At 61.3% G+C, this 13,918-nt stretch carries 8 protein-coding genes; 3 read left to right on the top strand and 5 right to left on the bottom strand.

The window, feature by feature from the left end:
• Positions 1-122: 122 nt before the first annotated feature.
• Entirely contained in the window at positions 123-3,971 is a 3,849-nt protein-coding gene (locus tag Q8O96_RS25715; protein ID WP_305949698.1) for a bifunctional diguanylate cyclase/phosphodiesterase, read from the bottom strand.
• A gap of 282 nt (positions 3,972-4,253) precedes the next feature.
• On the opposite strand from Q8O96_RS25715, the gene ettA reads away from it, so the two are divergent.
• Both ettA and gdhA read left to right on the top strand, forming a co-directional pair.
• Positions 4,254-5,918: an energy-dependent translational throttle protein EttA gene (gene ettA / locus Q8O96_RS25710; RefSeq protein WP_092309880.1), complete on the top strand. Its 1,665-nt coding sequence runs from the start codon at positions 4,254-4,256 to the stop codon at positions 5,916-5,918.
• Between the two features lie 322 nt (positions 5,919-6,240).
• Complete coding sequence (gdhA, locus tag Q8O96_RS25705) at positions 6,241-7,578, top strand: NADP-specific glutamate dehydrogenase (RefSeq protein ID WP_305949697.1); 1,338 nt, start codon at positions 6,241-6,243, stop codon at positions 7,576-7,578.
• A 6-nt stretch (positions 7,579-7,584) separates the two neighbouring features.
• On the opposite strand, the gene Q8O96_RS25700 is transcribed toward gdhA, so the two are convergent.
• The 4 genes from Q8O96_RS25700 to Q8O96_RS25685 all read right to left on the bottom strand — a co-directional run bounded on the left by Q8O96_RS25700 (position 7,585) and on the right by Q8O96_RS25685 (position 11,039).
• Entirely contained in the window at positions 7,585-8,076 is a 492-nt protein-coding gene (locus Q8O96_RS25700) for a GreA/GreB family elongation factor (RefSeq protein ID WP_305949696.1), read from the bottom strand.
• Positions 8,077-8,148: 72 nt separating this feature from the next.
• The gene (locus tag Q8O96_RS25695; RefSeq protein WP_305949695.1) at positions 8,149-8,505 is read right to left on the bottom strand and encodes a hypothetical protein; all 357 of its coding nucleotides are present in this window, start codon (positions 8,503-8,505) and stop codon (positions 8,149-8,151) included.
• 99 nt (positions 8,506-8,604) lie between these two features.
• Entirely contained in the window at positions 8,605-10,458 is a 1,854-nt protein-coding gene (locus Q8O96_RS25690; RefSeq protein ID WP_102865438.1) for a DUF4105 domain-containing protein, read from the bottom strand.
• A 92-nt stretch (positions 10,459-10,550) separates the two neighbouring features.
• A complete protein-coding gene (locus tag Q8O96_RS25685; RefSeq protein ID WP_011063564.1) occupies positions 10,551-11,039 on the bottom strand; it encodes a DUF3015 domain-containing protein in 489 nt (162 codons plus the stop codon).
• A gap of 276 nt (positions 11,040-11,315) precedes the next feature.
• Between Q8O96_RS25685 and Q8O96_RS25680 the strand changes: the two genes are divergently transcribed.
• The gene (locus Q8O96_RS25680; protein WP_102865439.1) at positions 11,316-13,754 is read left to right on the top strand and encodes a Lon protease family protein; all 2,439 of its coding nucleotides are present in this window, start codon (positions 11,316-11,318) and stop codon (positions 13,752-13,754) included.
• The last annotated feature ends 164 nt before the right edge of the window (positions 13,755-13,918 follow it).

Genomic DNA, 13,918 nt, shown 5'->3' with positions numbered 1-13,918 from the left:
GGACATCATGTCGCAGACAAGTGGCCTTCACGTAGTACGTGATCTCTCGTAGGAGCTGGCTTGCCAGCGAAAAGGCCCCTGAATCGCCTTCGCCGGCAAGCCGGTTCCTACGTACGCGGGGGTTAGTCGAACATGAACAGCGCGTCGTTGCTGAACTGCGCTTCGAAGCGGTTGGCTGGCATCGGCCGGCCGAACAGGTAGCCCTGGACCTCGTCGCAGCCGTGTTCGCGCAGGAACTCCAGCTGCTCGTGGGTTTCCACGCCCTCGGCGATTACCGCCAGGTTCAGGCTGTGGGCCATGGCGATAATGGCGCGGGCGATCTGCGCATCCTGCTCGCCGGACGGCAGGCCGTCGACGAAGGTGCGGTCGATCTTCAGCACGTCGATGGGGAACTGCTTGAGGTAGTTCAGCGATGAATAGCCGGTGCCGAAGTCGTCCACCGCGATGCTCAGGCCCAGATTCTTCAGGCCGTCGAGAATCTGCATCGCCTCGCTGACTTCGCGCATCAGGATACTTTCGGTGAGCTCCAGCTCCAGGCACGCCGGCGGCAGGCCGGTGTCCTTGAGGATGGTGGCGATGCGCATGCCCAGCTGGCCGTCGGAGAACTGCCGCGCGGAAATGTTCACCGAGACCTTCGGCACCCGCACCTTGGCCTGGTGCCAGGACTTGAGCTGGCGGCAGGCTTCGCTGATTACCCAGTCGCCCACATCCACCACCAGGCCCAGTTCTTCCAGGACCGGAATGAAGTCGCCCGGCGGCACCAGCCCGCGGCGCGGATGACGCCAGCGCAGCAGCGCCTCGGCACCGGTCAGGCGTTTGCCGTCGCCGCTGAACTGCGGCTGGTAATAGAGCACGAACTCTTCCTGTTCCAGGGCGTGGCGCAGGTCGCTTTCCAGCTCCAGGCGCTCCAGGGCACTGGCGTTCATGTCGGCCTGGTAGAACTGGAAGTTGTTCTTGCCGCGCTCCTTGGCGTGGTACATCGCGGTGTCGGCGTTCTTCATCAGCTGGCTCAGTTCTTTACCGTCCTGAGGGCTCAGGGCGATGCCGATACTGGCGGTGACGAAGAACTCCCGACCTTCGAGGACGAAGGGCTTGACCAGGCTGGCGAGGATCTTCTCGGCCACATTGATGGCCCGGTTCAGGGCAATCTCGCGGCTGGCGCGCGGTTGCAGGAGCAGGGTGAATTCGTCGCCACCCATGCGCGCCACGGTGTCGTCATCGTCGACGCAACCCAACAGGCGGGTGGCCATTTCCTTGAGCATGCGATCGCCCGCCGCGTGGCCCAGGGAGTCGTTGATCGGCTTAAAACGGTCCAGATCGAGGAACATCAGCACCACCCAGGACTTCTGCCGCTCCGCCGATTGCAGCGCGGTGTGCAGACGGTCCTGGAACAGGGTGCGGTTGGGCAGGTGGGTCAGGGCGTCGTAGTAGGCCAGGCGGTGAATCCGCTGTTCACTGGCCTTGCGCTCGCTGATGTCGCTGAAGAAGCACACGTAGCTGGCCAGGTCGCCTTCATCGTCGAGCACTGCAGTGATGCCGACCCAGGCCGGGTAGTGCTCGCCATTGCGGCGCTTGAGCCAGACTTCGCCTTCCCAGCTGCTGTGCTGGTGCAACTGCTTGAGCACATAACGCAGGTGGGCTTCCTGCTGGTCGTCGACGGTGAGCATGTTCGGCAACTGGTCAAGCACCTGGGACACCGCGTAGCCGCTGACCCGGCTGAAGGCCTCGTTGGCCTGGACGATGTAGCCGGCGGGGTCGGTGATCAGGATCGCCGAAGTCGAGTGCTCGAATACCGTGGCCGCCATGCGCAGGTCTTTTTCCGCCCGGCGTTGCTGGCTGATATCGCGGCCAACCCCGAGTACGCCCTCGAAGGCGCCGTGTTCGTCCCACACCAGGACCAGGCGCAGTTCGATGGGGATCTTGCGCCCATCGGCTCGCAGGCAGTCGAACAGGAACAGCTGGGTCTGCACCTGGCTGCGCAACTGCGCCAGTTGCTCGGGTTTGTCCAGGGCCTTGCTGACCCGGTCCATCAGGGTGTAGATGCCGGCCAGTTGCTGTGGGTTGGCGATGGTGGACTGCCAGCCATTCTGGAAGATCCACTCCACGTCGTAGCCGAGCACCGCATGCACCGAGGGGCTGACGTAGTTCAGCGACAGCTTGTTGTCAGTGGAGAAGATCACGTCGCTGATGCTTTCGGCGAGCATGCGGTAGCGCTGTTCGCTGTCACGCAGCGACTCGCTGGCCTCGATCTGGTCGGTGATGTCCTTGGCCACGCCGATGATTCGCGTCACCTGGTCGTAGCGATCCCGGGCCAGGGCCTGTTCGCGGATCTCGAAGCGCCGCCACTGGCCGCTGCGGTGGCGGAAGCGCAGTTGGCATTGCAGGAGCTGGGCGTAGGCCGAGTGGCGCTGTTCCTGGCGCAGGCGGTGATAGAGGTCGGCGTCTTCCGGGTGCAGGAGGATTTCCCAGAAGTATTCGCCCATCTGGTGCAGTTCGGTCTTGTTGTAGCCGAGGGTCTGGCCCAGGTGGTGGTTGCTGAAGATCATCCGCTGGCTGATCACGTCCTGCACATACAGGTGATCGGGCACGGTGCGCACCACGTCCGACCAGAAACCTTCGCGCTCCAGCAGCGACAGCTCGATCAGCTTGCGGCTGGTGATGTCGCTGATGCTGAGGATCACGGCGCTGTAATCCTCTGTCGCTTCCGGCAGGCGCAGTACCAGCCATAGATGCTGGTCATTGCCCTGGGCGTCGCTGAGCTTGATCTCCAGTTCCAACTGTTTCTGCTGGTTGACCACGGCTTCCAGTAACTGGCCGCCGATGGCGTTGCCGTTCTTCGGGCAGCCTTCGATCAGTAGTTGCCAGGCCTGGTCGCTGGATTCGACATTGAGCAGGCGCAGCGCCACTTGATTGACTTCGGTGATGCGCAATTCTTTCAGCAACTGGCGAGGGTGGTCCGGATGGCTGGTTTGCCAGCGCTTGAGCTGCTCGCTGTTGTGTAAATGGTGTTGGCCGAGCAGCTCCGGGAGCCCGGAGATATCCAGGACGCAGAGGGCGACCCCTGTGCCCTCGAAAATATCCTGATAGCGTCGCCGGCCCTCGTGGAGCTGGCGTTGGCGCCGACGCATGTTGAGCAGGGCAATCACCGGCAGCAGGGAGAACGCCAGGCCCAGCAGGCACTTGCCGATAAAGGCCGGCAGCAGTTCCTCGATCACCGCCCGTTGGTCGAACAGCCCGCGCAGTTGCCAGTCGCTATTGTTCAAAGGCACCAGCAGCACACTGCTGGCCATCTCGTCGGGGGCCAGCATGCCTGGGGTCGGGGCGCTGCGTTCATCGCGCTTGATCACCTGTCGGCTCAGGCGATTCTCGATCACCCAAGTCGGCTTGAAACCTTCCTCGCTTTGCCGCACCAGGGGCTGCAGGAAACTGGGGGACATGCGCAGTACCCAGAAACTGCGAGTCGAGCCACTGGCCTGGTGCAGCAAGACATGCACCACTGAACCGTCGGCAGGATTGCTGTAGTAATAGCGCTGGGAACGGCTGCGCTGGACCAGTTCGGCGAGCCAGAGAGCATCCTGGCTGTCGGCGGCACTGTCGCTGAGGATCTGCCCCTGGCTGTCCAGCAGGGCGAAACTGCGGACGTCCGGCAGGGAGCGCTGGAGCTTTTGCAGCAGTTGCTGTTGTTGCTGGCTGTCTTGGGGGGCTTCGACGGTCGGTAGCAGATTGAGGGCGATCTGGGCATTGAGCGCCAGGTTCAGGCTCAGGTGGTCGGCCAGATCGGCGCTGTAGTCGATGGCGTGCTGGCGCTGGTCCTTGCGGGTTTGCTGCAGTTGATCGAGCAGTTGCCAGAACAACAGGGCCAGGAGCAATAGCACCAGCGTCGCCAGTGCGCCTTTGAGTGTGCCCCGCAAAGGAAGGGCCGACGCGGAGGCTTTAGCGCGCGCGGGCTGTGGCGAAATGACGTTGGACAAGCTGTGATCCTGCGGTTTGGCTGGGCTGGCGCGACGTGCACTATAAGCCGGACGCCCGAAGGGCGGCTAGCATGCCTTGAGTTGTGGCAAAGTGCCAGTCCCGCTTGGCTGGACCTGGATCGTGCATTGAGGTAGTTTTGCCGGTTACGCGGGAGCGTTCCAGCTCCAAACAATCAGGCTTTTTCCGCCCGTCGGTATTGATCATGGTCAATGCCGGTGCCGCGCATGGCCTGGCCCGGGCCCGGCCCGTTCTATTCATCTGTCACTGACGCTAGGTTCACCATGGCTCAATACGTCTTCACCATGCATCGGCTGGGCAAAGTTGTTCCGCCGAAGCGGGAAATCCTGAAAAACATCTCCCTGTCTTTTTTCCCCGGCGCCAAGATCGGCGTACTGGGCCTCAACGGTTCGGGTAAGTCCACGCTGCTGAAAATCATGGCCGGCGTCGATACCGAGTTCGAAGGTGAAGCCCGTCCGATGCCGGACCTGAACATCGGCTACCTGCCTCAGGAACCACAACTGGATCCAACCAAGACTGTGCGTGAAGTGGTCGAGGAAGCGGTGAGCGTGATCAAGGACGCCCAGGCACGCCTGGACGAAGTCTACGCCGCCTACGCCGAGCCGGATGCCGATTTCGACAAGCTGGCCGCCGAGCAGGCCAAGCTGGAAGCCATCCTGCAAGCCAGCGACGGTCATAACCTGGAGCGTCAGCTGGAAGTGGCCGCCGACGCCCTGCGCCTGCCGGCCTGGGACGCCAAGGTCGAGCACCTGTCCGGTGGTGAAAAGCGTCGTGTGGCCCTGTGCCGCCTGCTGCTGTCCGCCCCCGACATGCTGCTGCTCGACGAGCCCACCAACCACCTGGATGCCGATTCCGTGGCCTGGCTGGAACACTTCCTCCACGACTTCCCAGGCACCGTGGTTGCGATTACGCACGACCGTTACTTCCTGGACAACGTCGCCGGTTGGATTCTCGAACTCGACCGCGGCGCCGGTATTCCTTACGAGGGCAACTATTCGGGTTGGCTGGAAGCCAAGTCCGCGCGTCTGGCCCAGGAATCCAAGCAGCAGTCGGCCCATGAAAAGGCCATGAAGGAAGAGCTGGAGTGGGTGCGCAAAGGCGCCAAGGCCCGCCAGTCGAAATCCAAGGCTCGTCTGCAACGCTTCGAGGAAATGCAGTCCCAGGAATTCCAGAAGCGCAGCGAAACCAACGAGATCTATATCCCGGCCGGTCCGCGCCTGGGTGACAAGGTCATCGAGTTCAAGAACGTCACCAAGGGCTACGGCGATCGCGTGCTGATCGACAATCTGTCGTTCTCCATGCCCAAAGGCGCCATTGTCGGCGTGATCGGTGGTAACGGTGCCGGTAAATCGACCCTGTTCCGCATGCTCATGGGCAAGGAAACCCCGGATTCGGGCAGCATCGAGATCGGTGAAACCGTGCAGCTTGCCTGTGTGGATCAGAGCCGTGAGGACCTGGACGGCAGCAAGACCGTGTTCCAGCAGATTTCCGACGGTTCCGACCAGATCCGCATTGGTAACTACGAGATCCCGTCGCGTACCTACGTCGGTCGCTTCAACTTCAAGGGTGGCGACCAGCAGAAGTTCGTCAAGGACCTGTCCGGTGGTGAGCGTGGCCGTCTGCACCTGGCCCTGACCCTGAAAGAGGGCGGCAACGTCCTGCTGCTCGACGAACCGTCCAACGACCTCGACGTCGAAACCTTGCGTTCCCTGGAAGAAGCCCTGCTGGACTTCCCGGGCGCCGCCATTGTGATTTCCCACGATCGGTGGTTCCTGGACCGGGTGGCCACTCACATCCTGGCGTACGAAGACGATTCGCAAGCGGTGTTCTTCGAAGGCAACTACACCGAGTACGAAGCCGATCGCAAGAAGCGCCTGGGCGAAGCCGCAGCGCAACCGCACCGTGTGCGGCACAAGAAGCTGGCCTGATCGGTTCGCTGCTTGAAAAAAACGGAGCCTTCGGGCTCCGTTTTTTTTGTTCGCCGGTAAGCCGGCGCCTAGAAAAATACTGCCGTTGCGGTAGGCGTCGGCTGACCGGCGAAGGGTTTTCTGCGGCTCCCCAAAAACGTGCAGGTCATGCAATTTGTGCCACCAAATCCGTGCACAAAATCCCTGGAAATCGTCGTCATTTATATCTAATGCACCATTTAAATTCATATCTGCGACATTTTGCGCTGTCGCGGTGCGAGTTGAATTGATAAAGTCCCGGGCAAATCTCCCCTTAACGACAATAAATTTGCCGAGACTTCCCATGATCGAATCCGTCGAAGATTTCCTCGCCCGCCTGAAAAAGCGCGATCCGGACCAACCTGAGTTTCATCAGGCGGTGGAAGAGGTCCTGCGCAGCCTCTGGCCATTTCTCGAGGCCAATCCGCACTATCTGAGCTCCGGTATTCTCGAGCGAATCTGCGAACCGGAACGCACTGTGGTGTTTCGCGTGTCCTGGGTCGACGATCAGGGCAAGGTCCGGGTCAATCGTGGTTTCCGCATCCAGATGAACAGCGCCATCGGTCCCTACAAGGGCGGCTTGCGCCTCCATCCGTCGGTCAACATGGGGGTGCTGAAATTCCTCGCCTTCGAGCAGACCTTCAAGAACTCCCTGACGTCCCTGCCCATGGGCGGCGGCAAGGGTGGCTCCGACTTCAATCCCAAAGGCAAGAGCGATGCTGAAGTGATGCGCTTCTGCCAAGCCTTCATGACCGAGCTGTACCGGCATATCGGTGCCGATGTGGACGTGCCGGCGGGAGACATTGGTGTGGGGGCCCGGGAAATCGGTTTCCTTTTCGGTCAGTACAAGCGCTTGAGCAACCAGTTCACTTCAGTTTTTACGGGCAAGGGCATCAGCTACGGCGGCAGTCTTATCCGCCCGGAGGCCACAGGTTTCGGTTGCGTGTACTTCGCCGAGGAGATGCTCAAGCGTCGTGGTGACCGGGTCGAGGGCAAGCGCGTGGCGATCTCAGGTTCCGGCAACGTGGCGCAATATGCCGCGCGCAAGGTGATGGACCTGGGGGGCAAGGTGATTTCCCTGTCCGACTCCGAGGGCACCTTGTATTGCGAATCGGGCTTGAGCGAAGACCAATGGCTAGCGGTGCTGGAGCTGAAGAACGTCACCCGCGGGCGGATCAGCGAGCTGGCGAGCCGCTTCGGCCTGGAGTTCCGGGCCGCTAAGACGCCATGGGACCTGGCCTGCGACATCGCCCTGCCGTGCGCCACACAGAACGAACTGGATGCCGATGCTGCCCACAGCTTGCTGCGCAACGGCTGCACCTGTGTTGCCGAAGGCGCCAACATGCCCACCACCCTGGAGGCTGTGGATATCTTTATCGACGCCGGCATTCTGTTTGCGCCGGGCAAGGCATCCAATGCCGGCGGAGTGGCGGTGAGCGGGCTGGAGATGTCGCAGAACGCCATGCGCCTGCTCTGGACTGCCGGTGAAGTGGACAGCAAGCTGCACGCCATCATGCAGTCGATCCACCATGCTTGCGTGCATTACGGCGAAGAGAACGGTCGGATCAACTACGTCAAAGGGGCGAACATCGCCGGCTTCGTCAAGGTTGCCGATGCCATGCTGGCCCAGGGCGTGGTCTGAGCCGTCTCAGGCCAGTTCGATTCGGATGATTTCGATCAACTGATCCCCAGCCGGCCGTTGCCACAGGACTTCGTCACCGGGTTGCGCCCCCATCAGGGCACGGCCCAGGGGCGAGGCCCAATTGATCAGGCCTCTGGCGGCATCGGCTTGGTCTTCACCAACCAGCTGCACACTCTGTTGCTGATCCTGTTCATCGGCGAAGGTCACCCGGTTGCCGATCTGCACCTTGTCGCAGGTGCTCGCATTGACCACCTGGGCGCTGTGCAGGCGTGACGAGAAATAGCGCAGGTCCCGTTCCAGTTCCGCCACCTGCTGCTGGTCTGCGGCGTCCCCCAAGTCGGTTTGTGCCGAGTGCTGGCTGTGCAGTTCTGCCACCTTGGTCTGCAACTCGGCAAAACCCAGGGGCGTGACGTAGTTGGGCAGGGTGCTGATCTGACGTTCCACGGGTTGCTCGACCTGGGCTGCGGCCAGATCTTCATTGACGAAAGCGCGGCTCATGGTTGTTCTCCTTAAAGGGAGCGATGGACCATGGTTGCAGGCTTTTGACCCGGGCGGTTAGCTGAAAACGACTTACTGCGAGCGATAGGCCCGAGCCGCGTCACGGTCCTTCTCCTGCTGCCAGGCACGTTCCCGTTCGTTCCAGTGACGTTCCCGGTTCTCATTGCGGTCCTGGTTCTCCAGCATGCCCTGGCACTGGCGGAAACCATCGTTCCAGCCCTCGGCATACTGCGGGTCCTTGAGGTAGCGCGGAACGTCCTTGCGATACTCCCCGCTGATCGATCCTGCCGCCTGACGGCCGCTGACGCAGCCAGCGTCGAAGCCGTCGACAAAGGCCGGCGGATAGCCTTGCTTGAGCAAATACTCGTGGTTCGACTCACAACCACCGATCAGTGCCAGTGCCAGCACTGCCCAACCAAAACGCCACATCGAGTCACTCCCAGGCTTCACCTGAGTGAAGTCTAGAAGGGCGATTGTCGGCGACGCGTGAAAACCTTGTCGCTGGCAACTTGAGGCTTGCAGCTGTTCTTAATAGTGATACCACTTGAGTTCGAGCATGACTTCGTTGACCGGGCTAGCCAATTGGCTGAACTCGCGCTGCGCGCTCAGGCGCAGGCCCAGGTTGCGGGACAGTTCCCATTGCTGGTTGAGGCTCAGGCTGCGGCGGACTTCGCCGTTGGTGAAGTAATCGCCCTTGGCTTCGAGGCTGAAGTTGCCCAGTGGGTTCTTCCACAGCAGCCCGGAGTTGAAGCCTGCCGCCGGGGCGATGAACCCGGCGAAGTCGGCGTTGTGTTCTACCCGCACTGTGCCCAGGACAAAACCCAGGGTGTCCTCGCCCAACTGCCAGGTACCGCCGGCGCCGCCGTTGACGTGGCTGACCAGGGTTTCATCGTCGTGCTTGCCAGGCACCCGCTCCAGGCCGCCTGTGACTTGCCAGGACCAGGGTTGCAGCAGTTCGTTGCGTGGAGTCAGGGAGCGGATGGTCGCCAGGTCCAGTTGTTGCAACTGCCAGCGGTTGCCTTCGTACTGGCGCAGTTTCATCTGCAGGATTTCGATCTGCGCCCCCAATGGGAAACCCTCGGCGTTGTCATTGAGGTCGTGGTAGGCCATGCGCAGGCCGTATTCGGCAAAGGCCTTGTCGTCCCGGGTTCCGAGCCCCAGTTGCCAGGTACGGGACTGGTGACCATCTTCCGGCAGGCCAGGGCGTTCGATCTGTAGTTCCGGCGCGGGGTTCTGGTTGATCGCCCGCAACAGTTCGAAGCTGCGCTGGGAGCGCTCGGTATCGCGCTCCAGCCCGTTGGCCCGGTAACGCTCAAGACGGTAGGCAGCGTCGACGATCAAGGCCTGGCGAGCCCGCGGCAGGGCCTTGAACTCGGCGCCCTGCAGTTGTTTCTGATCGGCGCTGACCTTGAGTACCCATTGCTGTTCGTCGTGGCTCAGGGGCTGGGCGCGGCTGAGCAGCTCCCGCTCCCGGGACGGGCGATAGTCGATGCGCTCCACCAGCCCGGCGTCCTTGACCGCCTTCACCGTGTCGGTGGGAATGGCGGTCAAGGGGAATTGTCCGGTCAGGCGCAGGCTGGGCCTGGCGACTTGTAGCAACTCCAGCAGGCGGTAGGAGCAGTTCTCGTCGAAGAAGAAGTAGTCGAACTTGATCTGCTTGAGCTCCCAGACGTGCTCAACCATGCGTTCGGTTTCAACTGGCGTCAGGTTCAGGCGGTACTCCCACAGGTCGCGGTTTTCCAGGCTGCGGTACTCCGAAAGCTTCTCCTGGTAGGGCACCAGGGCGAACAGTCCGGGGTAGCCGCCCATCAGGCCTTTCCACGCGTAGAGGATGCTGTTGTCCGAACCTTCGATATAGGCACCGAAGTTGATCGCGTAGCTGAGCAGGGCCGTGTTGTTGCTTTGTACGTCGGCCTGGTCGATGCGTAGCAGGGTATGGCCGAACATCGAGGAGGGGCTGTTGAGGTAGGCCGCGGGGAAAATCATCACGGTGCTGTGGGGCGAGACATCCTTGAACCATTGTTTGAATTCGGTGCACTCGACCTGGGGCAAGTCATTCAGCCCCAGTTGTGCCTTGAGCCAGCGAGTGCGGGACGGATAGACGCACTGCGCATGCCGGTCACCGGCGTCGGGGGCAGCGTAGAGGGCGTTCAGCGTCGCGCTCAGCTCGGCGTCGGGATGGTGGGCGCCATCGGTTGCGAGGAAGAACTTCGGATCACTGACATAACTGCGCCAGCCGCCCAGTTTGGCGGTTTCATAGTGTCCGATGGAAATCCAGAACGGGTCATTGGCCAGTTGCTGCAAACGTTGGGGATCGATGTGGGGCGCGGCATACAGCGGGGCGCAGACAAAGAGCGCCAGGTAGGCAAGGCGTTTGAGCATGGTGGGCAACTTAAGTCGGAAATACAAAGACCCAAGATGGGCAAGGTCAAGAAGACAAAACCCGCTCCCCGGGGGGAGCGGGCGGGTCGAGCTTAAGCTGGAGTGGCGTATTTCGCCAGGCGCGCATCGTTCTTCAACACGGCCAGGGTATTGGTGTGCACATCTTCCGCGGTCACGTCAGCCTTGCTGAAGATCTGTTGGAAGTGTTCGTGGGTGACCGCAGCAAAGTGCGCACGGTCTTCAGGGGCGACACCGAGTACCACGGCGTAGGTGGTCAAGGCTTCGCCTTGGCCCTTGGCCATGTCTTCGGAGAGCTCGTTCATCATGCCGTTCATGGCGAACCAGGATTTACCACCGTAAGTCAGTGATGCATTGGTGGAGCAGCCGTTGGTGCCGGAAGTCATGCCGAAGGTCGCGTTACCGGAGGTGCCGTTGGTGGTGGAAGCCAGGAAGTGCGCTGGAGTACCACGCTGACCTTCGAACAGCATGTTGCCCCAGCCGCAATCCGGACCACCTGGCGCCTGAGCCATGGCGTTGAGGGATACAGCGGTGAAAAGAGTACCGAGAAGAATCCGTTTCATAGCGTTGTTCTCTTTGTGTGCATACCAATGGACAGGGAGACTGGCGCTGATTGGCGCCAGTGGGCCGGTTATCTATCCAGCCGCGCAGTTTGGAGTTTAGGCAGGTTCCATGGGTTCCGTAGATTTTTACAAAACAATGCCTGAAATAGCTGGTTTTACATGGGGCGGGTAGCTGTATCCGCCTTGTCTATGCTTTCCCCTGAGGCGCGCCTTGCCAGCCGGGCATACCCGGCGCCAGAATGCCGCCATCTGCCCCGCCTGATGTAAGGAAGCCCGATGCCTGATCCTGTTGCTGCCAGCCTGCGTCTTGCGCCTGAAGCGCTGACCCGTCCTTTCTCTGCTGAACAGTTCAGCTTCTCGACCACCAATGATTTGGAGCCCTTTCGCGGTGTGCTTGGCCAGGAACGTGCGGTCGAAGCCTTGCAGTTCGGCGTGGCCATGCCACGCCCCGGTTACAACGTGTTTGTCATGGGGGAACCTGGCACGGGGCGCTTTTCTTTCGTAAAGCGCTATCTGAAGGCTGAAGGCAAGCGCCTGCAGACCCCGTCAGACTGGGTCTATGTCAACAATTTCGACGAGCCCCGGGAGCCTCGGGCGCTGGAACTGCCGGCCGGTGCCGCGGGCAGTTTCATCAGCGACATCAACGGTTTGATCGATAACCTGCTGGCGACGTTCCCGGCAGTCTTCGAGCATCCGTCCTATCAGCAGAAGAAGAGCGCCATCGACCGCGCTTTCAACCAGCGTTACGACCGCGCCCTGGACGTGATCGAGCGTCTGGCCCTGGAAAAGGACGTGGCGCTGTACCGCGACAGCAGCAATATCGCCTTTACCCCGATGCTCGATGGCAAGGCCCTGGACGAAGCCGAGTTCGCCCAACTGCCGGAGGCTGATCGCGAGCGTTTCCACGAGGATATTTCCGCTCTGGAAGAGCGCCTTAATGAAGAGCTGGCGAGCTTGCCGCAGTGGAAGCGCGAGTCGAGCAACCAGTTGCGTCAGCTCAATGAAGAAACCATCACCCTGGCCCTGCAGCCGTTGTTGGCGCCACTGTCCGAGAAGTACGCGGAAAACGCTGCGGTCTGCGGTTACTTGCAAGCCATGCAGGTCTATCTGTTGAAGACCGTGGTCGAGCAACTGGTGGACGACAGCAAGACCGATGCGGTGGCACGCAAGCTGTTGGAAGAACAGTACTGCCCAAGCCTGGTGGTGGGCCACCCGGCCAGTGGCGGCGCGCCGGTGGTGTTCGAGCCGCATCCGACCTACGACAACCTGTTCGGCCGGATCGAGTACAGCACCGACCAGGGCGCGCTCTACACCACGTACCGGCAGTTGCGTCCCGGTGCACTGCATCGAGCCAATGGTGGTTTCCTGATTCTGGAAGCCGAGAAGATGCTCAGCGAACCCTTTGTCTGGGACGCCCTGAAGCGTGCCCTGCAATCGCGCAAGCTGAAGATGGAATCGCCTCTGGGCGAGATGGGGCGTCTGGCGACCGTGACCCTGACGCCGCAGATGATTCCGCTGCAGGTCAAGGTCATCATCATTGGTGCTCGCCAGCTGTATTACACGCTGCAGGACCTGGATCCGGACTTCCAGGAAATGTTCCGGGTACTGGTGGACTTCGACGAAGACATCCCGATGGTGGATGAAAGCCTGGAGCAGTTTGCCCAGTTGCTGAAAACCCGCACCTCGGAGGAGGGCATGGCCCCGCTGACCGCTGATGCGGTGGCGCGCCTGGCCACCTACAGCGCGCGTCTGGCGGAGCACCAGGGGCGTCTGTCGGCGCGGATCGGCGATCTGTTCCAATTGGTCAGCGAGGCCGACTTTATCCGCCACCTGGCTTCGGACGAAATGACTGATGCTGGACATATCGAAAGGGCGCTGAAGGCCAAGGCGACGCGTACCGGTCGGGTATCGGCACGGATTCTCGATGACATGCTCGCCGGCATCATTCTCATCGACACCGATGGTGCCGCCGTGGGCAAGTGCAACGGCCTGACGGTACTGGAAGTGGGGGACTCGGCGTTCGGCGTGCCAGCGCGGATTTCCGCCACGGTCTACCCCGGTGGCAGTGGCATCGTCGACATCGAGCGCGAGGTCAATCTTGGCCAGCCCATCCACTCCAAGGGGGTGATGATCCTGACCGGTTACCTGGGCAGTCGCTATGCCCAGGAGTTCCCCCTGGCGATTTCCGCGAGCATTGCCCTGGAGCAGTCCTACGGCTACGTGGATGGCGACAGTGCTTCGCTGGGGGAGGCCTGCACGTTGATTTCGGCGTTGTCGAAAACTCCACTCAAACAGTGTTTCGCCATCACCGGCTCGATCAACCAGTTCGGCGAGGTGCAGGCTGTGGGCGGAGTCAACGAGAAGATCGAAGGCTTCTTCCGCCTGTGCGAAGCCCGCGGCTTGACGGGAGAGCAGGGCGCGATCATTCCTCAGGCCAACGTGGCCACTTTGATGCTCGACGAGAAGGTACTGCAGGCCGTACGTGCTGGACAGTTCCATGTGTATGCGGTGCGTCAGGCTGATGAGGCCCTGAGCCTGCTGGTGGGCGAGCCGGCTGGTGAACCGGATGCCGAAGGTCAGTTCCCCGAAGGCAGCGTCAACGCGCGGGTGGTGGAGCGCCTGCGGGTCATTGCCGAGATGATCAGCGAAGAAGACCTGAAAGAAGCGGAAAAGGAACTGGCGCAAGAGGCGCTGACAGAGGCCAAGCCGGCGTGACAGTGGCCGCTGGCGAGGGCTTTGTCCCTCGCCAGCGGCGTCAGAGGGCTGACGCCAATTTCTCAAAATAGACCATTCGGCGCCTGTTGGATCGGTCAACTTTGTTTATCAGGCTTTTCTTCTATTCTCAGGGCAAGGAGAACGACAGTCGTCGCTGGATCGAA

This window comes from Pseudomonas sp. LPH60 (assembly GCF_030718165.1).
In the GTDB taxonomy this organism is placed as follows: Bacteria; Pseudomonadota; Gammaproteobacteria; order Pseudomonadales; family Pseudomonadaceae; genus Aquipseudomonas; species Aquipseudomonas danubii.
Note: the sequence above shows the minus strand (reverse complement) of the source record. Positions and strands in the feature narration are given on the sequence as shown.